This window comes from Methylomarinovum tepidoasis, assembly GCF_030294985.1.
GTDB lineage: Bacteria > Pseudomonadota > Gammaproteobacteria > Methylococcales > Methylothermaceae > Methylohalobius > Methylohalobius tepidoasis.
Map to the genome: position 1 here is coordinate 481,845 of NZ_AP024718.1, position 24,075 is coordinate 505,919.

The following is a 24,075-nucleotide window of genomic DNA, read 5'->3' on the forward strand; positions in this document are numbered from 1 at the left end:
TTTGTGCTCCTGATTGTGATTCTTGGAAAATTGACCGCGCAGCGATCGCAAATGGCGCTAGTTTAGCATTTCAGTTCCGGTTCGAGCGCCTCATTATACCCGGCCAAGTGCCTGAGCACGCCCCTGTGGCGCTCGGGCAGCTCCACTTCCATGTTCCAGCCGCCGTCGGGATCGACCTCGTCGTGCAGGACTTTGCCCAGACGGAACAGGCGGGCGCGCACCCCCCCTTCCGCGGGAAGCAGATGCACACGGGCGCGGAAAACGTGCTCGCCCAGACGTTCGGCCAATGCCTCCTTCAGCAGCTCCAGGCCGGCGCCGGTGGCCGCCGACAGCCACACCCGCCGCGGCCGGCCCTGCGCGTCCCGCTCCAGCCGCGGCTGCCGGTCGAGGCGATCGATCTGGTTGTAGACTTCCAGCACCCGGTCCCGCACCACGCCGAGCTCATCGAGGACGTCGTACACCGCCTCGACGTTCTCCCGCCGGCGCGGATGGCTGGCGTCGATGACGTGCAGCACCACCTGGGCCTCGCAAGTTTCCTGCAGGGTGGAACGGAACGCGGCCACCAGCTCGTGGGGCAGGTGACGGATGAAACCGACGGTGTCGGCCAGTACCGCCGCGCCGCTGTCGAGCTCGATGCGGCGCAGGGTGGAATCGAGGGTGGCGAACAGCTGATCGGCGGCATAGACCCCCGAGTCGGTCAGCGCATTGAATAAGGTGGACTTGCCGGCGTTGGTATAGCCTACCAAGGCGATGGTGGGCAACTCCGCCTTCCTGCGGGCGCTGCGTCCCTGGGCGCGGTGCTTGTCCACCCGTTCGAGACGCTGGCGAATCTGGCGGATGCGCTGGCCGATCAGGCGGCGGTCGGTTTCGAGCTGGGTTTCCCCCGGACCGCGCAGGCCGATTCCGCCTTTCTGGCGCTCCAGGTGGGTCCAGCCCCGCACCAGGCGGGTCGAAAGGTGGCGCAGCTGGGCCAGCTCCACCTGCAGCTTGCCCTCGTAGGAACGGGCCCGCTGGGCGAAAATGTCCAGGATCAGGCCGGTACGGTCCACCACCCGAACCTGCAGTTCACGTTCCAGGTTGCGTTCCTGGCTGGGGGACAGGGCGTGGTTGAACAGGACCAGCTCTGCCTCGTGGGCGGCGACGGTCTGGCGCAACTGTTCCAGTTTGCCGCGGCCGATGAAGAAGCGGGGGTCGGGACGCTGGCGGCTGCCGGTCACGGTCGCGACCGGCTCGGCCCCGGCGGCCCGGGCCAGGGCGTCCAGCTCGGCGAGATCCTCTTCGTCGAAGGTGGTGGCGATGTGGACCAGAACGGCGCGCTCACCGGCGCCGGGACGCTCGAAAAGCTGCATCAACCGGTCGGACTATCGAGGTGCATTCACGCGCCGGGACCGCCTTCGTCCGGATTGCCGTGGGGGATGCGCACCGGCCGAGCCGGCACGATGGTGGAAATGGCGTGCTTGTACACCATCTGGCTGACGGAATTCTTCAGCATGATGACGTACTGATCGAACGAATCGATCTTGCCCTGTAGCTTGATCCCGTTGACCAGATAGACTGAGACGGGAATGTGCTCTTTCCGCAACGTGTTCAGGAACGGATCCTGTAGATTCTGGCCTTTGGACATCCGCAATTCTCCTTATTGTTTTGCCCGGGAAGGATGGTTGGTATTAAAACAGATTCTATTCAAATTGGCCATGCGCCATTATCATAGACGCTCTCCAGGTTGGAAAGTTTTCCCTCAACCCTTCCATCAGCCATTTTCCAAGGTTCAATATCCATGCAAATTCTGCTCGCCAATCCTAGAGGTTTCTGCGCCGGCGTCGACCGGGCCATCGAAATCGTCGAACGCGCCATCGACGCCTTCGGCGCGCCGGTCTACGTGCGTCACGAAGTGGTCCACAACCGCTACGTGGTCGACAACCTGCGCCGACGCGGGGCCATCTTCATCGAGGAACTGCACGAGGTCCCGGAGGGCGCCACCCTGATCTTCAGCGCCCACGGCGTTTCCAAAAAGGTGCAGGAAGAGGCCGAAAGGCGCAATCTCAAGGTTTTCGACGCCACCTGCCCCCTGGTGACCAAGGTTCACATCGAGGTCCACCGCCTCGCCAGGGAAGGGCGGGAAATCATCTTCATCGGCCACGCCGGCCACCCGGAGGTGGAAGGCACCATGGGTCAGTACCAGACCGACAACCCCAAAGGCGGCATCTATCTGGTGGAAACCCCGCAGGACGTGGACAAGCTCCAGGTCAACGACCCGGACAATCTCGCCTACGTGACCCAGACTACGCTGTCGATGGACGACACCAAGGCCATCGTCGAAGCACTAAGGCGCCGTTTCCCCAACATCGTCGGCCCCAAGAAGGAAGACATCTGCTACGCCACCCAGAACCGCCAGGACGCGGTGAAGAAACTAGCCGGACAGTGCGACGTGGTCCTGGTGGTCGGCTCCCCCAACAGCTCCAACTCCAACCGCCTGAGGGAAATCGCCGAAAAGTTGGGCCGACCGGCCTATCTGCTGGACGATGCCGCCCAGCTGCGGCGCGAGTGGGTCGAAGGCGCCCGCACCGTCGGGGTCACCGCCGGCGCCTCGGCGCCGGAAGTGCTGGTCCAGCAGGTCATCGCCCGGCTCAGGGAATGGGGCGGCGAGACGGTGGAGGAAACCCCCGGTGTGGAGGAAAAGGTGGTGTTCTCCATCCCCAAGGGGCTGCGCCAGTCCGCCTAGGCGCCCGCTCCGGACGAGGCCGGCGACCAGCACAGGGCGGAGACGCCGTAGCGCCGGCGGTACAGCCAGCGCAACAACCAACCGTGGGGCAGGTCGCGACCGGTCACCACGTAAAACAACAGGTGTTCGTTGTTGAGGGTCGCCTCCAGCCAGGTGAGCGCCGCCTCGGTGCCGCACAGCAGCAACTCGTCGTCCGGTTGCACTTCCATGTCGTCCTCCGGCAGAAACGCCAGCCTCTCATCACGACTGCGGATGACGAAGGGAACGATCGCCAGACGCGCATCCCGTTCCCGTGGATCGCGCAGCAGATCCCCCAGGCGGATCCGGGCGCCTTCGCCCCAAGCCCGATACAGGGCGGGCGCGTGTTTTTCGGACAACACCACCGATCCGAGCTGCGGCCACTCGTCGCCGATCGTCTCTTTGAGGCGAATCAGCAACCGTTCCATGAACTGGACATCGAGACGGTGACGGCGCAGTAGGAAGCTGAAGAACGGCCGCAGCAACGGCGCCGTGATCATGAACAGAATCTTGCGCGCCGTCACCAGCGACGGCTGCATGATGATGTCGGCATTGGCGGCGTTGAACGCCACCTCGTTCTGGTGGCGGTTCTGGCGCACGATCATGAATACCCCGGGGTTGAGCCCCCGGGCGTTGATGATGATGCTGAGGTTGTGACCGTCGTCGTCGTTGGCGGCCACCACCCCGACCGCCTTGCGAATCCCTGCCGCCTTGAGGGTCTTGGCGGTAGCCCGGCCGCGAATGTAGATGTCGATGTCCTCTTCCGGGGGATGCGGGTCGATCACTGCCGTTTCCACTCCGAAATTGTGCAGCACATGATTGACTTCCCGCCCCATGCGACCGTAACCACAGATAATCCAGCGCCCCGGCGGCGGCAGCCTTAAACGCATGTCGAGGGTCATGCCCCGGGCGTGGGCCAGCCACTCGTTGAGCACGTAAAGCGGCGGGTTGACGATCGCCGCCCCCAGCCCCCGGGCGAACACCTTGAACGGATCCACGAAATGGGTGTCGCGCCCCAGGGTGGCCAGGGTCTCCTCATGGAACTGGGAAGCCGACACGGCGATGATACGAATGTTGGGGTTGAGCAGACGGGAGACGGCGGCGATCTTGAGATTGACCTCCTCGTCGTGGGTCAGGGCGATCACTCCCTTGCAGTTGGGGGCCTGCACCCCGGCGTCGATGAGAAAGCGGGGCACGCTGGCATCGCAGCACAACCCCGGCATCGGCACATTGTAGTCGCGCAGCCTCAACGCCCGGATGCGGTTTTCGTCCTTGTCCAGCACCACCGCCGGAATGCCGGCGTCGCTCAATCCCCGGGCCAGCAGGCTGCCGGTGTCGCCGAAGCCGCAGAGGATGTAGTAATCCTCGCTGATGCGCCGTACCGCGGCGATGAAATGCCATTCCTCCCGCGCCAGCTGAAAGAAGCGGTTCTGCAACAGACGGATGATGGCGCCGATGGAATACAGCCAGGTGATGACGGTGACGAACAGGCAGACGATGGCCCACAGGCGTTGGGCGTCGCTGAATTCCTCGGGAATCTCGCCGAAACCGGTGGTGGTGGCGGTGTACATGACGAAGTAGAAGGCATGGAAGATGCTCATCGGCTCGCCGTCGCGGCCAGGGATGAGCGCCATACCGAGGATCGCCACCGCATAGACGCAGATGAGCACCAGGATGGGGGTGCGCATCTCGCGCAGGATGATGAAGATGACCGGGTTGTTCGCCGGTCTCGGACGGATCGCCATGACCGGTCAGCGCCGCAGCATCAGGGTCTCGGCTACCACCATCACCACCGACACGATGTTGGCCACCAGCGCCCCGCCGCTCAGGGAAACGATGCTGGCGGTCACGTCCGGGGTCATCCCCGTTTCGGTCACGTGGACCACCACGGTCCAGTAGATGGCCGCCGCGATCAATTCCAGATCCGCCACCAGGCTGGTGGAGAGGAGAATGGCGCCGATCTGGGTCCGATCCCCCAGCTTCAGGCCGGTGGCGATGAGGTTGACCACCACCAGCACGAACAATTCGTAGGCGTTGTGATATTGGGGATTGTCCATCTCGCCGAGGAAAAAGCCGAAGTTGAGGGTCAACGCCAGGACGATGAAGAAACCGAAGATGACTTTTTCCAGATTCATGCGCTACCTCGCGGCCGGTTTGGGAAGGGCGCATTATCGCGCGTTTGCCGCCACAGCGGAATCCGTTCGCTCCGATCCCATGACGCTGGAGGTCAATCGGTTATCATAGCCCGGTCGTTCATTTCCACCATGAAGCCCATGTCCGAATCCTCCCAACGCATGCGCCTGGACAAATGGCTCTGGGCCGCCCGTTTCTTCAAGACCCGCACCCTGGCCGCCGAGGCCGTCAAGGGCGGCAAGGTCCATGTGAACGGGCAACGGGTCAAGCCCAGCAAGGAAATCGGCGTCGGCAGCCGGATCGAGATCACCAAGGAACCCTACACCTGGGAGATCACCGTGGTCGCCCTCGAAACCCGGCGGCGCCCGGCCAAGGAAGCGGTCCTGCTCTACGAAGAAACCCCGGAAAGCCACGCCCGCCGCCAGGAAGAAGTGGCCCGCCGGCGCGCTCAGCGGGAGGCCGCAGGCCACCCCCAGCGCCGCCCGGACAAGAAACAGCGCCGCCTGATCCACCGCTTCAAGCGGGGGGCGGACTGATGGCGGAGGTCGTCGATCCGTCCCGTCAGGTGCGGGACGTTTACAGCGTCTCGCGCCTCAACCGCGAGGTCAAATGGCTGCTGGCAGATAGCTTTCCCCGACTCTGGATCGAGGGGGAGATCTCCAATCTGGCCCGTCCGGCTTCCGGCCATTGGTACTTCAGCCTCAAAGACGCCAAGGCCCAGGTGCGCTGCGCCATGTTTCGGCGCCACAATCAAAACCTCGGTTTCGTGCCGGAAAACGGTCTCCAGGTGCTGGTAAAAGCCCAGGTGAGCCTGTACGAACCGCGGGGAGACTACCAACTCCTGGTGGAGACCATGGAGCCTGCCGGCGACGGGGCCCTGCGGCGGGCCTTCGAAGACCTCAAGCAGCGCCTGGCGGCCGAGGGACTGTTCGCCGCCGAACACAAACGTCCCCTCCCCGCCTGGCCGGAACGCATCGGCGTCATTACCTCGCCGACGGGGGCTGCGATCAGGGACGTGCTGACGGTGCTGCGACGGCGCTTCGCCGCCCTGGAAGTGATCCTCTACCCGTGTCAGGTCCAGGGGGAACAAGCCGGGAGGGAAATCGTCGCCGCCCTGGAGCGCGCCAACCGCCACGGCGTCTGCGACGTGCTGCTGCTGGTGCGCGGCGGCGCCTCCCTGGAAGATCTCTGGCCTTTCAACGGGGAACAGGTCGCCCGCGCGATCCGCGCCAGCCGGATCCCGGTCGTCACCGGCATCGGCCACGAAATCGATTTCACCATCGCCGATTTCGCCGCCGACCATCGCGCCCCGACCCCTTCCGCCGCAGCCGAAACCGTCAGCCCGGACGGCGAGGCGGTCACGATCCAGATCCGCCGCCTGCGGGAAAGCCTGCACCGGGCCGTGCAGCGGCAGCTGGGGCGACTCGAGCACAATACGGCGTGGCTGGCACGCCGGCTGCACGTGCTCCATCCCCGGCGGCGGCTGAGCGATCACGCCCAGCACCTTAACGAACTGGAGGCTCGGCTGCGGCGGGCGCAGAGCCGTTACCTCCAGGAACGGCGGCAACCATGGCACCTTCTCCGCCATCAACTGCTGCGCCACCACCCGCAGCAACGACTGCAGCGGCACCGACAATCCTTGACCACCCTGCGGCAGCGCTTGCATCAGAGTCAGGCGCAACGCCTTTCCCTGGCCCACACCCGCCTGGGCACACTCAGCCGGACCCTGGCGACGGTCGGTCCGCTGGCGACGCTGGAACGAGGCTACGCCCTGGTCACCGATACGCAGGGACACGTCCTCACCGCCGCGGACCAGGTCCGTCCCGGGGATGCCGTCGAGGTGCGGCTGGCCCGGGGACGACTGCACTGCCGGGTGGAAAAAACCGGGCGTTAAAAAGGCGCCCCTCGAAGGACGCCTTTGCCTGGACTTGCGGCTGATGTCGGATCAGTCCTTCACCACGCTCAACCCCACCTTGCTGGCGTAATAGGCGGAAACGTTCTTGACGTCCTCTTCCGACAATCCCTGCACCATGGACTGCATGACCGGGTTGGCGCGCTTACCGGTTTGATAGTCCTGGATGGCCTTGACCAGATAGCTTTCGTACTGACCGGCCAGACGCGGGAAGTTGGGTGCCGGCGGGTTGCCGTCCTCGCCGTGACAACTGGCGCACTTGGCGGCCACCTGCTTGCCCTTGTCCACGTCACCGGTGACCGGCCCTTCCTGTTCCTTACCCTCCAGCTTGGTCAGATAGGCAGCGATGTCGGCGATATCCTGTTCGCTCAGGCTGCCGGCGTTGCCGTTCATGCTGGCATGCTTGCGGGCTCCTGTTTTGTAGGTCTGCAGGGCGCTGACGAGATAAGGCTCGGTCTGACCGCCGATCTTGGGCACATGATAGCTGGGATAGGCGTTGGAGTAGCTGGGAATGCTGTGGCAACCCCGGCAGGCATAGAATTTTTCCTTGCCGGCGACCGGATCGCCTGCCGCCTGTACCGTACCTGCCGCCAGCAGCCAGACACCGGCCGCTCCCAAAAAGGTTTTCTTGTTCATGGATTTGTCACTCCCCCAAACGGACAAAAAACAACCTGTCAATTATAACAATTCCCGCACCGCATCTCGCTCTTCCAGCAGCTCTTTCTCGGTCGCGGCCAGATGCTCACGGCAAAAATCGTCCAGTTCCAGGCCGGAAACCACCTGCCAGTCCCGCTGCCGCGTGGTCACCGGGAAGGAAAACACGATGTCCCTGGCGATGCCGTAACTGCCGTCGCTCCAAACCGCCATGCTGACCCAGTCGTCTTGCGGGGTGCCGAACACCCAGTCGCGCATGTGTTCGATGGCGGCATGGGCCGCAGACCCGGCACTGGAGCGCCCTTCCAGATCGATGATGTTCTCGCCCCGATGCTGGACCTGGGGAATGAAAGTGTTCACGTACCAATCCCAGGGCACCTGCTCCAACGCCGGCCGCCCTTCCACCTCGGCATGCAGCAGATCGGGAAACATGGTGGCGGAATGGTTGCCCCAGATGGAGATGCGCCGCACCGCCGTGACCGGCACCTGACACCGGGCCGCCAGCATGCTGCGGGCGCGGTTGTGATCGAGGCGGGTCATGGCGGAAAATTGGCGGGGATCCAGATCGGGGGCGTTGTGAATGGCGATCAGGGCGTTGGTGTTGACCGGATTGCCGACGACCAAAATGCGGGCCTCCCTGGCCGCGACCCGATTGAGCGCCCGCCCCTGTTCGGCGAAGATGCGGGCGTTGGCCTGGAGCAAGTCCTTGCGCGCCATCCCCGGCCCTCGGGGACGGGCGCCGACCAGAAACACCAGGTCGGCATCGGAGAAGGCTTCGTCAGGGACATGGGTGGTCGTCACCCCCGCCAGCAACGGGAAGGCACAGTCGAGCAATTCCAGGGCGACGCCCTGCATCACCCGATCCATCGCCTCCACATCGAGCAGATGCAGGATCACCGGCTGCTGCGGTCCCAGCAATTCTCCTGCGGCGATACGGAACAGCAGGGAATAACTGATCCGTCCGGCGGCCCCGGTCACTGCAATGCGTATCGGCGTCATCTCGCCCCCATCAGTGTGTGCCAATCCCCAATTACTTTACCTTTACCCGAAAGATTTGACAAAACGGGTAGCACAAGCCTTTACAGTCAGACCGCAGCTTGCAGGCGATAGCCTCGCAGCAGCGCGGCGAATTCCCGCAGGGTGTCGATGCCGCTCTGCTCCGCTTCCTGACACCACCTCTTAAGCTGTTGAAGACGCGCTTCCGGGTGGGGCAGGTTGCGCGCCCAGATCGTCTTGAGGCGGTTCTTGAAATCGTAGACCGTCTCCAGCGTGTCGCTGGCCTCGATGGCCCGCTGCAGCAACCGCTCCCGCTCGCCGTCGAGCGTGAGGTCCTCCCGCACCAGCAGCGGCCTGGCCTGGCGGAACAATCGGCGCAGGTAGCGATCGGCGCGGCGGGACTCCAGACGCAGGACCGGGAGAATCACCTTGCGGGCGTAGAGGGTCAGTACGTGGAAACGGTTGCGCATCAGCGCCTTGACCGTCTCGGCGCTCGGCTCGCCAGCGGCGGCCTCGATCCTCACCTTGGGTGCAACCCGCTTCACCCTGGCCAGCCCGAACAACGACAGCAGGCGGATGTACAGCCACCCCAGATCGAATTCCCACCAGCGCAGGGAGAGCTTGGCCGAGGACGGGTAGGCGTGATGGTTGTTGTGCAGCTCCTCGCCACCGATGAGGATGCCCCAGGGGATCAGATTGGTGGCCGCATCCTCGGTTTCGAAATTGCGGTAGCCGACGTAATGCCCCAGGCCGTTGATCACCCCGGCGGCCCACACCGGAATCCACAGCATCTGCACCGCCCACACGGTCAGACCCAGGACACCGAAACAAACCAGATCGATCGCCAGCATCAACGCGATGCCCAGATCGCCGATGCGGGGATGACTGTAGATGTGACACTCGAGCCAGTCGTCGGGCGTCCCCCAGCCGTACTGCTCGATAGCTTCACGATCGGCGCGGACCTGGTTGTAAAGCTCAGCCCCTTCGAACAGCACCTTCCGGATGCCGAGCACCTGGGGGCTGTGGGGATCCTCCTCGGTTTCACAGCGGGCGTGATGCTTGCGGTGGATCGCCGCCCAGTCCTTGGTGCGCATGCCGGTGGTCAGCCACAGCCAGAAACGGAAAAAATGACTGACCAGGGGGTGCAGATCCATGGCCCGGTGGGCCTGGCAACGGTGAAGGTAAAGGGTGACCGAGACGATGGTGACGTGGGTGAGGGCAAGGATGACGAGCAGGTAACCCCACCAGGGGAGTTCAAAGAGTCCAAACATGAAGAAAAAACCGGAAATCAAAAATGAAACAAGCCGCCCTGAAGGCGGCCTTTCTCAATGCGGAAACATTCAGAAAGCACGTTCGAGTGTAGCCCAAAGCCACACCTGCCACAAGGGAAACTTCAATAACGATCTTAAAACGGCCGATAGCCGTAAACCGCGTTAAGATGATGCAGGAATGCGTGGCGCTGGTGTCGGCCAGAGCAGGGCGGGCGATCCGCGCGGTATCGTCGAGCCGGACCGCCTCGACGATACCCCGGCGCCGCGGCACTGCATCCCAGCAATCCGACCGCCACCCCTAGCGACAGGAACCCGCGTATCATCGCTTCGCCGTCTGGACCACGCTGTCGATGCGGTGCCGGCGCAACCGGGTGCGAATCCGCTCCACCTCGGTCATGGAGGTGAAAGGCCCCAGCCGCACCCGGTACCAGGTCGCCCCCCGCACCTGGGCCCGCTCGATCTGTGCTTCGACCCCGAGCAACGCCAGCTGCGCCTTGAGCCGGTCGGCATCGCGAAAACTGCGAAACGATCCAGCCTGAACGAAATAACGCCCTTTGGAGGCCCGCCCCAACTGTTCCTCGCGCTTGCGGGTGCGGACCTCGCCTTCCGGCACGATGACCTCCTTTTCCGGCAGGAGGGTATAGAAGGTAAAGCGCGGTTCCTTGGCCTTGCCGCCTTTTTCGGCCGCCTCCGGCCGAGGGGTTGCCGGGGGCTTCTTCGCGGCCGGCGCAGGGGGCGCCTCCCGGGACAGGTCATAGAGGAAGTAGCCGAAACCGCCGAGCACCGCCAGCACTGCGCCCCAGAGCCACCAGGGCGCCCGCCGTTCCCGCCGCGGTGGACGGCGGGAACGGGAGGCGGGGCGGCGGCGGGGCGGCGGACGGCGGGCCATCTACATCGACTCGGGTGCGCTGACGTCCAACAACCCCAGACCGTTGGCAATCGTCTGCCGCACCGCCGCGATCAGGCACAGGCGGGCATTGCGCAAGGCGGCATCTTCCACCAGGAAGGTATGGGCGTTGTAATAGGTATGGAATTCGGCCGCCAGCTCACGCAGATAGTGGGTCAACTGATGGGGCTCGCGCAGCAGGGCGGCGCGCTCGACCACCTCCGGATAGCGCCCGAGAGTGGCGAGCAGCGCCTGCTCGTGGGATTCGGTCAGACGGGGCAGGTTCTCCAGCCCGGCCTCCCGGTCCCATTCCCAGCCCTTCTCGCGCAACTGGCGGAACACGCTGCACACCCGCGCGTGGGCGTACTGGACGTAATAGACCGGATTGTCGTTGGACTGGGACACCGCCAGCTCCAGGTCGAAATCCAGGTGCTGTTCCGGCTTGCGCATCACGTAGAAGAAGCGGGCCGCGTCCTTGCCGACCTCCTCCCGCAGCTGGCGCAGGGTGACGAATTCCCCGGCGCGGGTGGACATGGGCACCTTCTCCTTGCCGCGGTAAAGGACAGCGAACTGCACCAGCCTGACCTCCAGGACGTCCGGATCGGCCCCCAGGGCCTGGATCGCCGCCTTCAGCCGGGGCACGTAACCGTGGTGGTCGGCGCCCCAGACGTCGATCAGATGTTCGAATTCCCGTTCGAGCTTGTCCAGGTGATAGGCGATGTCGGAGGCGAAATAGGTGTACTGGCCGTTGTCGCGCACCACCACCCGGTCCTTCTCGTCCCCCAACCGGCTGGAGGCGAACCAGACGGCGCCGTCCTTCTCGTACAGCCAGCCGCCCCGGCGCAGCGTCTCCAGCGCCTGCTCGACCCGCCCGGCGCGGACCAGGTCCCGCTCCGAGAACCACTGGTCGTAGTGGACGCCGAAGGCTTCCAGGTCTTCACGGATATCGGCCAGGATCGCCTGCAGGCCGGTCTGGAAAACGTCCTCGTAAGCCGCCTCCCCCAACAGCTGTCTGGCCCGCACGATCAGGGCGTCGATGTAGGTTTCCTTGTCCCCTTCCGGAGCGTCCGGCGGCAGACCGGCGAGCACTTCGGCCGCCGGGCGACGGTAGCGGTCGCCGACGCGCGCGTGCAGCGCCTGGGCGATGTCGCGGACGTAATCACCGCGGTAACCGTTGGCTGGAAACGGCACCGCCTCGCCACACACCTCCAGATAGCGCATCCAGATGCTGACGGTAAGGATGTCCATCTGGCGGCCGGCGTCGTTGACGTAATATTCACGGTGCACCCGGAAGCCGGTGGCGGCCAGCAGATTGGCGACGCTGGCCCCGTAGGCGGCGCCGCGGCCGTGGCCGACATGCAGGGGCCCGGTGGGGTTGGCGGAGACGAACTCGATGTGAATGCGCCGCCCCCGGCCGATGTCGCTGTGGCCGAAGCGCCCGCCCTGTTCCAGGATCCGGCCGACGATGGCGAACTGGGCCGCCGGATCGATGAAGAAATTGATAAAGCCGGGACCGGCGATCTCGACCCTGCGAATCCACGCTTCCCGGGGCAACGCCACGACGATGGCCTCCGCCAATTGCCGGGGCGGTTTCCCCGCTGCCTTGGCCAGAACCAAAGCGACATTGGTGGCGAAATCCCCGTGCGCGGCATCGCGGGCGCGGTCCACTTTGACGACGGCCCGAACGTCGGACGGCAACACGCCCTGCCGTTGCAGGCGCTCGACCGCCTTCTCCAACAAACTTCGCAGCTGGTCTTTCATGCTCTCTAACTGAAAAAAGGTAACTATTATCTTTGAAACCGGCCATGACTACAAAAAATGAGCCCTACCCGACCGGCGCCACGACACAGGGACAACCCAAGAAAAAGAATATGGATATGAAAAATTATTATCTATATGGCTGGCAGAAAAAACAGAACAGGTCCGTGTATCACAGGCGAGTGAGATGTTCAGCTAACGAACATTGAGACTCGATCACAACCAAACAGACCGAAAGGCAACCTACAGACTGATTTCAAACAGGAGATACGATCATGACCAAGACCATCACTGCACTGACCGCCGCTATCGTGGGTTTGACCCTGGCTTCTGGCGCCATGGCCGCCGGCTCTAAAATCAAGAACTCGACCATCACCAACAAGTCCACGGTCAAGAACGCCGCCAACCTCGCCATCAGCACAGGGATTGGAAAGGCAGAAGCCAACCAGGGCAGCATCAAGATCAAAGGCTCCACGGTCAAAAACTCGACCATCACCAACAAGTCCACGGTCAAGAATGCCGCCAACCTCGCCATCAGCACCGGCCTCGGCAGCACCAAGGCCAACCAAGGTTCGATCGACATCGAATAATCAGGAAACGTAACGGGGCCAAGGATGGCCTCATTTTCCTTGGAGGATCTCCCCATGTGGACACGAATTCTGATTTTCCTTATAAGTATCGGCCTGGCATTCACCGGAATAAAAACCGTTCTCGCAGCCGGCTCTAAGATCAAGAACTCGACCATCACCAACAAGTCCACGGTCAAGAACGCCGCTAACCTCGCCATCAGCGGCGCCGGTAAGGCAGAAGCCAATCAAGCCAGCATCCAGGTCAAAGGCGCCCGTCTGAATAATGTCACGGTCATCAATCGGGCCAAGGTCACCAATTCCGCCAACGCCGCCATCAGTGCAGGCGGCACTGCCCGGGCCAATCAGGGATCGGTGGTAATCAAGCGATCTCTGAACGGAGTGACTGTCGTAAACAATGCTAACATCAAGAATTCTGCTAACGTCGCTGTAGATGTCATGGGAACCGGTGGCTTATTGGGCACCAATGAATCCAATCAGGGTTCTATTGTGATCAAATGATTTGAGATAGATACCATGACTTACCGCAACCTCCAATCGATCGCCAATAGATTGACATTGTGTTCTTTGGTGCTAGCGCTTGGCGCCGTCCCTCCCGTGATGGCCAACGATCTCAACGATGGCATTGCTATCGACGACCCGATCGATGATTCACTCAAGCCTACCCTAAACGTCCCCTTCATTCTTATGAAAGCCAAGGCAGCTGAATTAAGAGCCAAGAAAGGCTTGAAATCTTCACGCCCGGTCATCACTCAGGGTGAACAGGGACAGGGAAATATCACTTTCGGTATTGGCAGTAAAATTGCGCCCGGCACTACAATCATTAACTCATCTGAGATCAAAAACTCTAATGCTATATCCCGCTGAACCGATACGGTGATACCTCATGAAAGCCTGCCTGCCCTCTTTCCTATACCCGCTTCGCCACGTTCTGTTATCCACCGGGATACTCTGCTTCATCTCTGCCTGCGGTATTAATCCCCAGGATGTGGATCTAGATTTAAACACTTCCTTACCTGAAGTTAAAACTACCGTCTTTAGCGAAGCAATCCATAATCTAGGCCGTCTCAATGCCATCTATGGCAGGGATCCGCTCTATATCATGGCGAAGCCAGCCTTCGATCGTACCGGCACCTCTCTTCCCACCCAAGGTGAGATTCCCCAAGATATTTCGGAAATGGTGAAAAGCACCCTGAACGCCATCGGAGGCGGTATCTGGTATGTACCATACGATCCGGAATTCATGCTCAATACCGCCCAGACCGGCTATTCGGAATGGGGTGACAAATTGCTACCCAATGTAGTCCTGGTGGGAGGACTGACCGAATTCGACCGAGGTCTGGTTACCAAGGAGGAAGGGGCTGACGTCAGTGGCAGCGCTGAAGAATTGGGAGTCCCCATGGGGCTTGACTTCGAGGATACTCGCAAAAGTTCTCTAGCCCGCATTACGCTCGATTTCAATTTATTGGATTTCAAAACTTTCACCGGCATTCCCTTCATGCAGGCGGTCAATTCCATTCAGGTTCACAAAGGGCTCGGCGTCGATCAGCTGGGATTCACCGTCTACGGCCAAACCCTGGGGCTTCGGGGCAATATCAAGAAAATCCAAGGACGCCACGCCGCCACCCGCCTGCTGGTCCAGCTCAGCATCCTGCAAATTATTGGCAAATACCAGAAACTTCCCTATTGGCGGCTGATTCCCAATGCCGAACCGGATCCGGTAGTCCTCGATGCCCTGCGCGACGAGTTTTACCGACTGGAACAGCCGGACCGGATCGCCAAAATCCAGGAGCTACTGTATCTGTATGGAAAAGACGTGGAAATCACCGGCAAACTTGATGCGAAGACCCGAACAGCCATCTCCCAGTTCAAGCAAGAAAAGAACCTCTCGGCTCCAGATATAAGCGAAGAAATTTACTTGGCGTTGTTCGAAAGCGTTCCCCTGGATCGGGAGACGCTCGCACGCCGCCAACGGGTTGACAGACTGCTGGCCGCCTATAACCAACGCTTGCGTGAACTGGCCTTCCAGGCCCAGGCGGCTCCGACCGCCGCCGTCGAACCGCAAACGCCGCCACCCAAAGCGACACATCGTATCGGGCAGAAGAAATCGCAACCGACAGAGCCCAAGAAGAAATCCCTGGGCGAAGTGCGGGTATGGCTGAGCAAATCGGCTTACCAGATCGGTGAGCCGCTGGAAATCTTCTTCGAAGTGACCGAACCGATGTTCGTACGAATCATCACCATCAATTCGGTGGGAAAGATGGCCACCCTGTTTCCCAACCCCTATCAGAATGACAATTTTGCCCGCCCAGGAAAAGTCTATCGGATTCCACCCGCCAATGCCCCGGTGAAATTGACGGTGGGGGCTCCCGTGGGGACAGACACCATTTATGCCATCGCCTCGGTCAACCCCATCCCCGCCGATTCCCTTCCTCTGGATGACCAGGGACACGTGATCACTGAAGGAATAGAGAAGCGTTTCGCCTTTGCCGAAGAAGCGTTTCAGATTCTGCCCAGCAGCGCCAGCCAAGCCGCGGTAGAAACGGGGGGAGATCAGCCATGAAAAAGCGTGTCCTGCTTCTCATCATCGCCCTGACAGGGCTGACAGCCTGTGAAACCGCCCCTGTCCGCCGGGAGGACTACATCGCCCAGCATCCGGAATGGGATCCGGAAACGGTGCGCCTGATCCGGGCCGGCATGATCGCCAAGGGCATGACCAAAGAACAGGTTCGGGCCGCCTGGGGGCGACGCTGCTATACCTGCCAGGGAACCAAGAAAGGCGATTGGGGTGAATCCTGGGAATATCGGACCCAAGTGGTGTTTTTCGGCCCGGATGGCCGTGTAACAAGGTGGGAACCGAAATGAACAACCATATGAGGTTAACGATGACCAAGAAAGCGACTCATACGCAATGGTTATTCCGGATTTTTGTACTGGGACTGACCATTCTGCCCCCCATTGTCTATGGGGAAGAGGTCAAATTGTTCCAGAACCCACCTTCTGCGGAAGAGATGGGAAAACTGCTCTTCCCTGAGAAAGCCGCCAAACCCAAGACCCGATCCCTGGCTTTCAGTCCGGTGGAAGCGCAAAGCGCTCCCAAAGAGTCGATCGCCATCGCCCTGCCGATTCAGTTCGACTTCAACTCCGCCACCATTCGGGACGATGCCAAACCGTTTCTGGATGAAATCGGCCGAATGCTGACCATGGCGCAATTTCGCAGAGAGCGCCTGCTGATCGAAGGACATACCGATGCCATCGGCTCGGAAAGCTACAACGACTGGCTTTCTCGCCAGCGGGCCAAGGCAGTCAAACAGTATCTGGTCAGCCATTTCGACATCGCTCCGGACCGACTGCGCGTGGTTGGCCGCGGGGAACATCGGCCCCTTCCCGGCAAGGACCCCAACGATCCGCTCAATCGCCGGGTCGAACTTCATCGGATGAACTGACATGCGTACCCACTGGCTTTCATCCTTGTTATTTCCGCTGTTGATCGCCCCCGCGGCGGCCGGCACCAATACCGGCAAGATCGTGATCGACGGCATCGAGTACGGCCAAGGGATCACGCAGGGCGATCACCGCTTCGCCACGGAACAGCGCCGGCTGCCCTGTTTCGATCACATCCGCCTTGAGGCCAGCATCGATCTGGAATACACACCCGGCAAACGGTGCGAAGTCATCCTGGAGGGGGACAGCAATCTGTTACCCCTGATCGAAACCCGAGTGACGGGCGGCGGGCTTCAGATCCGTACCCGCCGTTCCTTCCAGACTGATGGCGTCCTGCGGGCCCGTGTGACCAGTCCCGATCTTCGGGCGCTGACGGTTCAGGGCTCAGGAGACGTCTATCTGCATGGCATTCATTCCCCTGAACTGTCCGTAAAAGTGGCCGGCAGTGACGACATTCGCGGGGAAGGCCGGGTCGGACGCCTGGATCTGACCGTCGATGGCAGCGGTGATCTGGATCTGGGGCGGCTGCGGGCCGAAACGGTAAAGATCCGGCTGCGTGGATCCGCCGATGTGATTGTCCACGCCAGCCAGCGCTTGGAAGTGGACCTGTCCGGGGCGGGAGATGTTTCCTATTACGGCCATCCTGCCCAAGTGATCACGCATATTTCGGGAGCCGGGGATGTGGAAGCAATGGACTGATCCAATGTGGTGGCCCCTCATCCTGCTACTTGTGCTGGCAACCGAAGGGAAAGGAAGTCCTTTCCTGGTCAGGACCACCCTGGATTTCCAGACCACCTCCCCAAAGCCTCAAAAGCCACCGCCCCGTATCAGACGAAACAAATTAGATCGCTCCTACCGATCCAAAGGCTGGTTCAAAGTAGCCGGTTATTCCGGATCGAAGTATTTTTACGGCACCGTTCAAATAGTAAACCGCTCCAAGGTCGCCGGTTATGTATACACCCAGAACCCAGTAAAGGAAACCCCTAGAAAATCACAAAATTATCAAAAACCTCAGAACAAAGAAAAGGGCGCTCATGAAGAAAATAGGCAGAAGTACATTTACGGAAAAATAATCAAGAAAGGATTGATTCAGGCCTTTGATAAACAGGGCAATCTTTACCGCCTGACCATTCTGAAACCGCCTTGAAGTGGAAACCGCCCGGCAGCGCAGAAAGCGGGATATTTCTCTATCTGCTCACCTTTTCCCTACCGCTGCCCATCGACCTGGGTCTGCTCGGACTGGCCATTTGCGGCAGTCATACCGCCTTGAGCCGGACCCCTCGTTTTTCCTACCCGGCACGGCTCGGCCTACCTCCTTTTCTCCTGGCAGTCGGGCTGGGTTGCCTGCTCAGCCCGGATCAGACCAGGGCCTTGCACCTGATGCTGGCTTTGATTCCCGCCACCCTGATCTATCTATTGCTGGCGGGGTACTTCGAGCGCCGCCACACATCCACCCTGGCCTGGGTACTGACCACCTTCCCCCTGGGTCTGGGCGGTTGGCTGCTGATCACCGCCATCCTGCACCCCGATCAGTCGCCTTCCGAATGGATAACCGCCAGTGGTCTGACAGCCTTCCGGGTTCCCAACGACACCGTCCTGTTCGCCATTTTGCTGCCTTTTCCACTCGCTCTGCTTGGAGGAGTCGGTCATCGCAGCCGTTGGCTCTGTTGGAGCGCGTTGGCTGTCGTTCTCCTGCTCGCGGTGATCTATCGCAGCCGCCTGACACTTCTGGTCAGCACCGTGACGGTCGGCACTTTCTTCCTTTTGGCAGGAACCCCGTACCGGCGACGATTGCTCCGGAGACTGGCCTTTCTGGCCGTTTCCATCCTGGTGCTCGACGGTGTGCTGGGATTCCGCCTGTCCGGAAAGTTCCTGTCAACCTGGAGCAGCCGTCTGCCCCTGTGGCTGGCGGCCTGGCACATGTTTCTCGACGCACCGGGGCTTGGCCACGGTACAGGCAGTTATCTCGGCCTGTATCGGCAATACCTCGATCCTGCCGATTTGCCCGCCTGGATCGTCTTCGACCAACGGCTCACCCCCTGGGCCCATAATCTGTATCTGGAGCTGCTGGCAGAACTGGGATTGGCCGGTTTCTTAAGTTTCTTGGGTCTCGTTTCCCTGCCATTAAGAAACCTGCTCGCTTTTCAAGAAAAAACCATATTCGGATATGCTTTTATTGCTGCCTTCGTCGGTTTCTCCATTGCTGCCCTGTTCGAACTCAGTCTGTGGCGCCAATGGGTAGGGTTGACTTTGCTGACGATAATTGGTTGGATGAGCAGCAATCAACATTGCAGCAAATGAAAATAAAAATCGAGTGGGAGGTAGGTTATGAGAAAAACACGCCGATCATCTGCGCTTCTCGGGAAAATAACCACCGCGGGACTGGCAGGATTATGCGGTACCATCGCCCTGTTGACCCCTGACTGGCGCCAACAGCTTCTTGCTGCTTATGATACCCCCGATACTCCCCCACCAACCGAGCAGCAACCTCCCTCACCAACCGAGCAGCAACCTCCCTCACCAACCGAGCAGCAAAATCCCTTACTACTGAAGGTGAGGCAGCAGCAATCCCTCAATCTTAATCAAACCGAAAAAACCATGGCCGTCGTGATGTTCGAGGCCTGCAGCGAACGCAACGAGCAATTGGAAGAACAATTCCGCACCCGCTGCAATCGCCTGGTCGGAACTGCACTGGATGAAACCGCAAATCCTGCGGAAGTGGGCAACGCCCTCTTCCGGGTCGCGCCTGAACAGCTGCTGGTATATGGTCTGCAGGCCACCCGCACCATGGCCAGCAACATCAATGTGGTCAATACCTCAATCCTGGGACGCCTGCAAACTCTGCACGCCGGTCTGGACTCGGTCCGGTTCGCCGGTATTCAGCTCTACAAGGACGGTCAGCCTCTGCGCGGCGGCAATGCCGGCAGCGAGGCTTTCGGCAAGCTGGGAGTCTGGCTAAACGGCAGCTATCATTTAGGGGAAGTGGACTCCACCCGGGATGTCAAGGGCTTCACTTTCAAAAATTGGAGCGTGACCGCCGGGGCCGACTACAAGATTCTGGAATCGCTGATCGTGGGGGGTGCCTTTACCTACATCACTTCCGATAACGATTTCAAGCACAAAGGAGGGGAGTCAGACAACGACTCTTACATCGGCTCTCTTTATGGCTCTTTCTATCCCATTGAGAACCTTTACGTGGACGTGTTGGGCACCTACGGCCACATCAATTTCGACATAGACCGCAAGATCAGCTACCGCCTTGCCTCCTCCACCGATCCTGACAACTTCGATGTGGTGGATACCAAGGCCAAGGGTGACACTGATGGCCGCCAGTGGGGCCTGACCCTCAGCACCGGCTACAACCTCCATTGGCAGTCGGTCAAGTTCACGCCTTACGCCCGTTTCAGCTATCTCAAGCTGGACATCGACAATTACCGGGAACGGGGCGGTCAGGGTTGGGCCATGCGCTTCGACAGTCAGGACATCGAATCGATGAAGAGCATCGTGGGAGGACGTCTAGCCTATGCCATCAGCCTGCCGTGGGGGGTGGTGGTACCCCAGGCGCGGGGGGAATGGCACCACGAATTCCGCGATCCCAGTCGTACCATCAAAGCCAGTTTCGTGGGGGACCCGCTCGGCCAGAAATTCTCCATTTTCGTACCTCATCCCGATGAAGACTATGCCATCTTCGGCGGCGACCTGACCGCCACCTTCGCCCAGGGAATTTCCGCCTTCGTCGGTTATGAAGCTCTGGTGGGCTACGACCGCATCAGCAGCCACCGCATCACCCTGGGCGCCCGCGTCCAGTTCTGATCCTTACCGCAGGCCCCACGCCCCGGGCGTGGGGCCCCTTCTTACAGCCCAGCTACAGCCCGGCCTGTACCGTACCGGGCACTGGCACGAAGAAGAATTCTCCCGCCTCGTGACCGGCATGACGGATCGGCGCGAACTCCGGAACCTGATGGAAATCCTGTTCCCGCGCCGCATCGGCTACCAGCGCGGATACCTGCGCATACAGGCGGAACGATTCCAGAACGCCATCATTGCGTTCCAAAGCCTGAATCAACGCCTTGGCGAACACCGAATGGTTGCCCCCCCCGCTATCGAGCACCGGACTCAGGCCGCCGGAAGTCAGTGCCATGCGCGACTTTGCCTTGAGCATCAGCTTGATCCACTCGGCTTTTTTCTCCGGGCTCATGCCCGCTTCCAGCCGCGCCACCGAACTGCGCGTCAGCGATCCTGAATAACAGGAATCGGCGATAACCATCACATGGGCGGCATTCATGATTCGCAACAGGTCGGTGACATCCTGATTGGAAATCCAGTTGGCGGTATTCTCCATCTCCGCATCCACCGGCAGCCAGAATCCCCGCTGGGTGACTTTTTCCAGAGTACCGTGCCCGGCATAGTAGATCAGCAGGTTGTCCTTTTCGGTCAGAATCTTGCGGTACTCGTTGAGTGCCTTGAGGATGTCGTAACGCGTGGCATCAAGCAGGACCTTGGTCTGGAAACCATAGCGGGTACGCAGTACCCGGGCCAGCGCCTTGGCGTCGTTGATCGGCGTATCGAGCACCGGCAGATGCCGGTAAGCATTGTTGCCGATAATCAAGGCGTAATAACGGCCGAAAATTTCCCGTGGCAGGGAATCGACCACACGCCTGGACAATTCTTCCTCCACCTCGGAACCCGCCTTGAGCGGGACCGGCGCCGCAGTCTGAGTGTCACGCAGAATGATGAATTCCAGTTCGCTGCGGCGACTGGCCCGATCGATCGCCACCAGCCGGACGGGCGTCTTTTCACCCTTGAGCGGTATCTTTACCTTAAAGGTGCCGCTAGGATCGACCGGAAAGTCCTGATCGTTGACCAGAAAAGCCAACAGCCCTGTTTCCGTCTGTACCCGGCCGACCACGGTCCTCGCCTCCACCAGCCCACGGGTGACCACCATCAGGCTTCCCCGCTGGGGACGCAGTGGAGGATCGATGATCTCGATCCTGGGACCACCGGCGGCTTTGGTTTCCGCCCGCGCCACCAGCGGAACCGGCTGCTCTCTGGCCTGGCGTTTCAGATCAGCCAGCTGTGCCTGCAGCTGCCGTATCTGCGCCTGCTGGCGGGCCAGTTCCATCTGCTTGGCCTGCAACTGGCTGGACAGCAGGGCCAGTTCCGCTTCGCCGGTGTGTCCGTCTCCCTTTTTCCGGGCCAACTGGCGCTTGAGGGCTTCGATGCCCTGACGTTGCGATAAAAGCTGGCGGTTGGCCACCTGCAATTGCTGCTGCAGGTCCTGAATCGCCTGTTCCTTCTCCGCCAGGGTACGGTTCAAAGTCTGCAATTGCTCGGCTTGGCTCTGAACCTTTTGCTGAACACCGCTCAGACGTTGCGCCAACCGGGCCAGTTGGCGCTGACGGTCGGCCAGTTTGCTCGCCAGACTCTGATTGAGACGCTGCAGACGAGCCATTTCCGCCTGCACATCGCTCAAGGCCTGGCGGCTACGTGCCACTTCCGCCTGCTTGGCGGCCAACTGCGCTTGCAGGCGGCGCCAGTCCACCGAATCGGTCTGACCGCTGGCTTTTTTCTCCGCCACCTGGCGCTTCAGTGCTTCCAGCCGTGCTATCTGGTCGGCCAACTGCCGGTTGCCCTGGGTGACCCGCTGCTGCAAGCGTTGCAGGCGCTGGCGGCTCTGATCCAATTGATGTCGGAGATCTTCCACCGTTCGATTGCGCTGCGCCAGCTCCTGCTCCAATTGCTGAATACGGCTTTCTTTGGCCTGAATGGTCTGGGAGGTACTGGTCTGCAGGGTGTGAAGCTGCTGGTTCTGACGTTGCAATTCCTTTTCCAGCAATCCCACCATCTGTTCCTTCTCCTGCAGGCGGCGGATCTGCTCTTCAAGCTTTTGCTTCAGCGCGGAACCGCTTCCTGCCGGCAAACGTTGCAACTGTCGCCGCAATCGCTGAATCTCCCGTCGGCCGGCCCGGACCTGGGCCTGGTAACGCCGCAGCGTCTTTAGGGTCTGTCGGTGCTCTGACTGCAGCATGGCCAGTTTCTCCCGCAGCCCGGCGGCCTCCCGACGGTATTTGTCCGCATCCTGTCGCAAGGCAGCCATCTTGCGCTCATAGACTTCCACCGAAGCGGCAAAGGCGATGTCGGTCTTGTCGAGACCGGAAGCCCTGCGATACCAGTTGAGCGCCGCCACCGGATCCCTGGGCACACCCAGGCCCTTTTCATAGAGGAAGCCCAGGTTGATCATGGCAGGCGCATAACCCTGTTCCGCCGCTTTGCGGTACCAGTGGGCGGCGGCTTGGTAGTCCGGCGTCAGACCAAGCCCCTTTTCGTAGATTTCACCCACATAGGTCTGGGCCTTGGCATCTCCGGCCCTGGCCTGGGGCAACCAGATCTTCAGGGCCGTGGCATAATTGCTGCGATCGTGGGCCACGTACTCGCCGCCGCGGATCTCACAATCGATGGCTGTGGTCCGGACGGCCTTGCGGGCAGCCAGATAGGTCATATGCTGCCCCAACTGCCGCACCTGGGCCGGCAACAGGCAATCCACCACGTACAATTTGTCCACCTGTCCGGGACCGACGGCCACCTCGTCCATCGGCGTGGAGGCACAACCGGCCAGCATACCGGTCAAAAAGGCGGCGCCGGACAGCCACAACTGGGCAAGCCAACGCGATGCTTTCATCCTCGGATCTCCAAATTCGCCTTCATATGAATAAGGACGTACTTCCGGCGGGACAATCCATCCTCAGAGCCATCATACTCCCTTGGATCATCCTCGCCAGCATCGGTTGCAGCGGCTGCAACCCTCGTTACGCCCGGCTCGACCGCCAGGCGGAAAAACTGAGATTCCACAGCGGCTGGGTTGAGGGTTCCGGATTCCGCCACCGGATCTACTTTCGCGCCTCCGGTGACGGCGATCCGGAACCGTTATGGGTCTTTCTCGAAGGAGACGGTCTGGCCTGGCTGTCCAGCGATCGCGTCGCCCGCGAGCCGACCCCCCCGCACAGCTGCCTGCTGACCCGGATGGCCGAAACCCCGGAGAACGTGGTCTATCTGGGCCGCCCCTGCTACCACGGACAGGCCCAGGCGCCAGGCTGCCATCCCCTCCTGTGGACCCAAGACCGTTACGCACCCACCGTCGTCGCCAGCATGAAGGCTGCTCTGCAGGCACTGACGGATGACTTCCGCCGACCTGTCATCCTGGTGGGTTACAGCGGTGGCGGCACGCTGGCCATGCTGCTGGCCGCCCGCCTGCCCTCCGTGATCGGCGTCATCACGCTGGCGGGAAATCTGAACGTGGCCGCATGGCGCCGCCTGCATGGATACAGCCTTCTGGCGGGTTCTCTGGACCCCGCGCGCCAGCCGCCCTTGCCCGATGACATTTTTCAGATTCATATCGCCGGCCAACTGGACGATAATATCCCGGCAGACTTGATAGCCACCGAGGCGGCACGCCAGCCGAACGCCCGCCTTCTGATCGCTCCCGGCATGAGACACGGCTGCCCGGCGGAGGAAATATGGCGTGCCGTCGTGACCGCCGCCACGACACTGGTACCTCGAACCGGCAAAAAACAGGAGCAATGTCCGTGCATGAAGGGTAATCACAACAACGACCAAAGGAATCCCGGTCATGATCTGTGTACAGGCCCTTCATCCGGCAGCAGTGCCTTGCCCCCCCAGGAACCTGCAGGATGAAA

Annotated in this window: 26 protein-coding genes; 16 read left to right on the top strand and 10 right to left on the bottom strand. The window is 61.0% G+C overall.

Annotated elements, in window-relative coordinates; translation table 11 throughout:
• Positions 1 to 62: 62 nt before the first annotated feature.
• Positions 63 to 1,349, bottom strand: coding sequence for a ribosome rescue GTPase HflX (gene hflX / locus MIN45_RS02410; protein ID WP_286293151.1), 1,287 nt, complete (start codon positions 1,347 to 1,349; stop codon positions 63 to 65).
• A gap of 26 nt (positions 1,350 to 1,375) precedes the next feature.
• Positions 1,376 to 1,624, bottom strand: a complete 249-nt coding sequence (gene hfq, locus MIN45_RS02415; RefSeq protein ID WP_286293152.1) for an RNA chaperone Hfq — start codon at positions 1,622 to 1,624, stop codon at positions 1,376 to 1,378.
• Between the two features lie 153 nt (positions 1,625 to 1,777).
• Here hfq and ispH point away from each other — a divergent pair, with 153 nt between their 5' ends.
• A complete protein-coding gene (ispH, locus tag MIN45_RS02420; protein ID WP_286293153.1) occupies positions 1,778 to 2,722 on the top strand; it encodes a 4-hydroxy-3-methylbut-2-enyl diphosphate reductase in 945 nt (314 codons plus the stop codon).
• On the opposite strand, the gene MIN45_RS02425 is transcribed toward ispH, so the two are convergent.
• Both MIN45_RS02425 and MIN45_RS02430 read right to left on the bottom strand, forming a co-directional pair.
• On the bottom strand, positions 2,719 to 4,485 hold the full coding sequence (locus MIN45_RS02425; RefSeq protein WP_286293154.1) for a potassium channel family protein: 1,767 nt from the start codon (positions 4,483 to 4,485) through the stop codon (positions 2,719 to 2,721). The two genes, ispH and MIN45_RS02425, sit on opposite strands and share 4 nt — an antisense overlap.
• Before the next feature lie 6 nt (positions 4,486 to 4,491).
• Positions 4,492 to 4,875, bottom strand: coding sequence for a DUF6394 family protein (locus tag MIN45_RS02430; RefSeq protein ID WP_286293155.1), 384 nt, complete (start codon positions 4,873 to 4,875; stop codon positions 4,492 to 4,494).
• Positions 4,876 to 5,013: 138 nt separating this feature from the next.
• Between MIN45_RS02430 and MIN45_RS02435 the strand changes: the two genes are divergently transcribed.
• Both MIN45_RS02435 and xseA read left to right on the top strand, forming a co-directional pair.
• A complete protein-coding gene (locus MIN45_RS02435) occupies positions 5,014 to 5,409 on the top strand; it encodes an RNA-binding S4 domain-containing protein (protein WP_286293156.1) in 396 nt (131 codons plus the stop codon).
• Complete coding sequence (gene xseA / locus MIN45_RS02440; protein ID WP_286293157.1) at positions 5,409 to 6,767, top strand: exodeoxyribonuclease VII large subunit; 1,359 nt, start codon at positions 5,409 to 5,411, stop codon at positions 6,765 to 6,767. The genes MIN45_RS02435 and xseA overlap by 1 nt, the downstream gene beginning before the upstream one ends.
• Before the next feature lie 51 nt (positions 6,768 to 6,818).
• On the opposite strand, the gene MIN45_RS02445 is transcribed toward xseA, so the two are convergent.
• The 3 genes from MIN45_RS02445 to MIN45_RS02455 all read right to left on the bottom strand — a co-directional run bounded on the left by MIN45_RS02445 (position 6,819) and on the right by MIN45_RS02455 (position 9,706).
• Positions 6,819 to 7,421: a c-type cytochrome gene (locus MIN45_RS02445; protein WP_286293158.1), complete on the bottom strand. Its 603-nt coding sequence runs from the start codon at positions 7,419 to 7,421 to the stop codon at positions 6,819 to 6,821.
• Between the two features lie 42 nt (positions 7,422 to 7,463).
• Complete coding sequence (locus tag MIN45_RS02450; protein ID WP_286293159.1) at positions 7,464 to 8,438, bottom strand: malate dehydrogenase; 975 nt, start codon at positions 8,436 to 8,438, stop codon at positions 7,464 to 7,466.
• 86 nt (positions 8,439 to 8,524) lie between these two features.
• Positions 8,525 to 9,706 (bottom strand): DesA family fatty acid desaturase, encoded by a 1,182-nt coding sequence (locus tag MIN45_RS02455; RefSeq protein ID WP_286293160.1) that lies wholly within the window; start codon positions 9,704 to 9,706, stop codon positions 8,525 to 8,527.
• Between MIN45_RS02455 and MIN45_RS02460 the strand changes: the two genes are divergently transcribed.
• Together MIN45_RS02460 and MIN45_RS02465 are read left to right on the top strand one after the other, a co-directional pair.
• Positions 9,705 to 9,872: a hypothetical protein gene (locus tag MIN45_RS02460; RefSeq protein ID WP_286293161.1), complete on the top strand. Its 168-nt coding sequence runs from the start codon at positions 9,705 to 9,707 to the stop codon at positions 9,870 to 9,872. The genes MIN45_RS02455 and MIN45_RS02460 overlap by 2 nt on opposite strands.
• 1 nt (position 9,873) lies before the next feature.
• Positions 9,874 to 10,008, top strand: a complete 135-nt coding sequence (locus MIN45_RS02465; RefSeq protein WP_286293162.1) for a hypothetical protein — start codon at positions 9,874 to 9,876, stop codon at positions 10,006 to 10,008.
• A 17-nt stretch (positions 10,009 to 10,025) separates the two neighbouring features.
• Here MIN45_RS02465 and MIN45_RS02470 read toward each other — a convergent pair whose 3' ends face one another.
• Positions 10,026 to 10,595: an SPOR domain-containing protein gene (locus MIN45_RS02470; protein WP_286293163.1), complete on the bottom strand. Its 570-nt coding sequence runs from the start codon at positions 10,593 to 10,595 to the stop codon at positions 10,026 to 10,028.
• Entirely contained in the window at positions 10,596 to 12,353 is a 1,758-nt protein-coding gene (gene argS / locus MIN45_RS02475; RefSeq protein WP_286293164.1) for an arginine--tRNA ligase, read from the bottom strand. It lies immediately after the preceding gene.
• Between the two features lie 272 nt (positions 12,354 to 12,625).
• Between argS and MIN45_RS02480 the strand changes: the two genes are divergently transcribed.
• From MIN45_RS02480 to MIN45_RS02525, 10 genes are all read left to right on the top strand, one after another.
• On the top strand, positions 12,626 to 12,940 hold the full coding sequence (locus MIN45_RS02480; protein ID WP_286293165.1) for a hypothetical protein: 315 nt from the start codon (positions 12,626 to 12,628) through the stop codon (positions 12,938 to 12,940).
• A gap of 54 nt (positions 12,941 to 12,994) precedes the next feature.
• Positions 12,995 to 13,438, top strand: coding sequence for a hypothetical protein (locus MIN45_RS02485; RefSeq protein WP_286293166.1), 444 nt, complete (start codon positions 12,995 to 12,997; stop codon positions 13,436 to 13,438).
• A 15-nt stretch (positions 13,439 to 13,453) separates the two neighbouring features.
• The gene (locus MIN45_RS02490) at positions 13,454 to 13,804 is read left to right on the top strand and encodes a hypothetical protein (protein WP_286293167.1); all 351 of its coding nucleotides are present in this window, start codon (positions 13,454 to 13,456) and stop codon (positions 13,802 to 13,804) included.
• 19 nt (positions 13,805 to 13,823) lie between these two features.
• Complete coding sequence (locus MIN45_RS02495) at positions 13,824 to 15,500, top strand: DUF4384 domain-containing protein (protein ID WP_286293168.1); 1,677 nt, start codon at positions 13,824 to 13,826, stop codon at positions 15,498 to 15,500.
• Positions 15,497 to 15,802 (top strand): hypothetical protein, encoded by a 306-nt coding sequence (locus MIN45_RS02500; RefSeq protein WP_286293169.1) that lies wholly within the window; start codon positions 15,497 to 15,499, stop codon positions 15,800 to 15,802. Before MIN45_RS02495 ends, MIN45_RS02500 begins: the two co-directional genes overlap by 4 nt.
• Positions 15,803 to 15,822: 20 nt before the next feature.
• The gene (locus MIN45_RS02505; protein WP_286293170.1) at positions 15,823 to 16,383 is read left to right on the top strand and encodes an OmpA family protein; all 561 of its coding nucleotides are present in this window, start codon (positions 15,823 to 15,825) and stop codon (positions 16,381 to 16,383) included.
• A gap of 1 nt (position 16,384) precedes the next feature.
• Complete coding sequence (locus tag MIN45_RS02510) at positions 16,385 to 17,080, top strand: head GIN domain-containing protein (protein ID WP_286293171.1); 696 nt, start codon at positions 16,385 to 16,387, stop codon at positions 17,078 to 17,080.
• Positions 17,061 to 17,528 carry a hypothetical protein gene (locus MIN45_RS02515; RefSeq protein ID WP_286293172.1) on the top strand — a complete coding sequence of 156 codons (468 nt, stop codon included), beginning with the start codon at positions 17,061 to 17,063 and terminating at the stop codon, positions 17,526 to 17,528. Before MIN45_RS02510 ends, MIN45_RS02515 begins: the two co-directional genes overlap by 20 nt.
• Positions 17,525 to 18,682: an O-antigen ligase family protein gene (locus MIN45_RS02520; protein ID WP_286293173.1), complete on the top strand. Its 1,158-nt coding sequence runs from the start codon at positions 17,525 to 17,527 to the stop codon at positions 18,680 to 18,682. Before MIN45_RS02515 ends, MIN45_RS02520 begins: the two co-directional genes overlap by 4 nt.
• A 297-nt stretch (positions 18,683 to 18,979) precedes the next feature.
• Complete coding sequence (locus MIN45_RS02525) at positions 18,980 to 20,194, top strand: autotransporter outer membrane beta-barrel domain-containing protein (RefSeq protein WP_286293174.1); 1,215 nt, start codon at positions 18,980 to 18,982, stop codon at positions 20,192 to 20,194.
• Between the two features lie 52 nt (positions 20,195 to 20,246).
• Here MIN45_RS02525 and MIN45_RS02530 read toward each other — a convergent pair whose 3' ends face one another.
• Complete coding sequence (locus tag MIN45_RS02530; protein ID WP_286293175.1) at positions 20,247 to 23,060, bottom strand: caspase family protein; 2,814 nt, start codon at positions 23,058 to 23,060, stop codon at positions 20,247 to 20,249.
• Between the two features lie 26 nt (positions 23,061 to 23,086).
• Here MIN45_RS02530 and MIN45_RS02535 point away from each other — a divergent pair, with 26 nt between their 5' ends.
• Positions 23,087 to 24,073, top strand: coding sequence for an alpha/beta fold hydrolase (locus tag MIN45_RS02535; protein ID WP_286293176.1), 987 nt, complete (start codon positions 23,087 to 23,089; stop codon positions 24,071 to 24,073).
• The last annotated feature ends 2 nt before the right edge of the window (positions 24,074 to 24,075 follow it).

Excerpts from the sequence above, each read along its gene's own strand:
- hflX (WP_286293151.1), bottom strand. The coding sequence starts at position 1,349 with ATGCAGCTTTTCGAGCGTCCCGGCGCCGGTGAGCGCGCCGTTCTGGTC.
- hfq (WP_286293152.1), bottom strand. The coding sequence starts at position 1,624 with ATGTCCAAAGGCCAGAATCTACAGGATCCGTTCCTGAACACGTTGCGG.
- ispH (WP_286293153.1), top strand. The coding sequence starts at position 1,778 with ATGCAAATTCTGCTCGCCAATCCTAGAGGTTTCTGCGCCGGCGTCGAC.
- MIN45_RS02425 (WP_286293154.1), bottom strand. The coding sequence starts at position 4,485 with ATGGCGATCCGTCCGAGACCGGCGAACAACCCGGTCATCTTCATCATC.
- MIN45_RS02430 (WP_286293155.1), bottom strand. The coding sequence starts at position 4,875 with ATGAATCTGGAAAAAGTCATCTTCGGTTTCTTCATCGTCCTGGCGTTG.
- MIN45_RS02435 (WP_286293156.1), top strand. The coding sequence starts at position 5,014 with ATGTCCGAATCCTCCCAACGCATGCGCCTGGACAAATGGCTCTGGGCC.
- xseA (WP_286293157.1), top strand. The coding sequence starts at position 5,409 with ATGGCGGAGGTCGTCGATCCGTCCCGTCAGGTGCGGGACGTTTACAGC.
- MIN45_RS02445 (WP_286293158.1), bottom strand. The coding sequence starts at position 7,421 with ATGAACAAGAAAACCTTTTTGGGAGCGGCCGGTGTCTGGCTGCTGGCG.
- MIN45_RS02450 (WP_286293159.1), bottom strand. The coding sequence starts at position 8,438 with ATGACGCCGATACGCATTGCAGTGACCGGGGCCGCCGGACGGATCAGT.
- MIN45_RS02460 (WP_286293161.1), top strand. The coding sequence starts at position 9,705 with ATGAAGAAAAAACCGGAAATCAAAAATGAAACAAGCCGCCCTGAAGGC.
- MIN45_RS02455 (WP_286293160.1), bottom strand. The coding sequence starts at position 9,706 with ATGTTTGGACTCTTTGAACTCCCCTGGTGGGGTTACCTGCTCGTCATC.
- MIN45_RS02465 (WP_286293162.1), top strand. The coding sequence starts at position 9,874 with ATGATGCAGGAATGCGTGGCGCTGGTGTCGGCCAGAGCAGGGCGGGCG.
- MIN45_RS02470 (WP_286293163.1), bottom strand. The coding sequence starts at position 10,595 with ATGGCCCGCCGTCCGCCGCCCCGCCGCCGCCCCGCCTCCCGTTCCCGC.
- argS (WP_286293164.1), bottom strand. The coding sequence starts at position 12,353 with ATGAAAGACCAGCTGCGAAGTTTGTTGGAGAAGGCGGTCGAGCGCCTG.
- MIN45_RS02480 (WP_286293165.1), top strand. The coding sequence starts at position 12,626 with ATGACCAAGACCATCACTGCACTGACCGCCGCTATCGTGGGTTTGACC.
- MIN45_RS02485 (WP_286293166.1), top strand. The coding sequence starts at position 12,995 with ATGTGGACACGAATTCTGATTTTCCTTATAAGTATCGGCCTGGCATTC.
- MIN45_RS02490 (WP_286293167.1), top strand. The coding sequence starts at position 13,454 with ATGACTTACCGCAACCTCCAATCGATCGCCAATAGATTGACATTGTGT.
- MIN45_RS02495 (WP_286293168.1), top strand. The coding sequence starts at position 13,824 with ATGAAAGCCTGCCTGCCCTCTTTCCTATACCCGCTTCGCCACGTTCTG.
- MIN45_RS02500 (WP_286293169.1), top strand. The coding sequence starts at position 15,497 with ATGAAAAAGCGTGTCCTGCTTCTCATCATCGCCCTGACAGGGCTGACA.
- MIN45_RS02505 (WP_286293170.1), top strand. The coding sequence starts at position 15,823 with ATGACCAAGAAAGCGACTCATACGCAATGGTTATTCCGGATTTTTGTA.
- MIN45_RS02510 (WP_286293171.1), top strand. The coding sequence starts at position 16,385 with ATGCGTACCCACTGGCTTTCATCCTTGTTATTTCCGCTGTTGATCGCC.
- MIN45_RS02515 (WP_286293172.1), top strand. The coding sequence starts at position 17,061 with ATGTGGAAGCAATGGACTGATCCAATGTGGTGGCCCCTCATCCTGCTA.
- MIN45_RS02525 (WP_286293174.1), top strand. The coding sequence starts at position 18,980 with ATGGCCGTCGTGATGTTCGAGGCCTGCAGCGAACGCAACGAGCAATTG.
- MIN45_RS02530 (WP_286293175.1), bottom strand. The coding sequence starts at position 23,060 with ATGAAAGCATCGCGTTGGCTTGCCCAGTTGTGGCTGTCCGGCGCCGCC.
- MIN45_RS02535 (WP_286293176.1), top strand. The coding sequence starts at position 23,087 with ATGAATAAGGACGTACTTCCGGCGGGACAATCCATCCTCAGAGCCATC.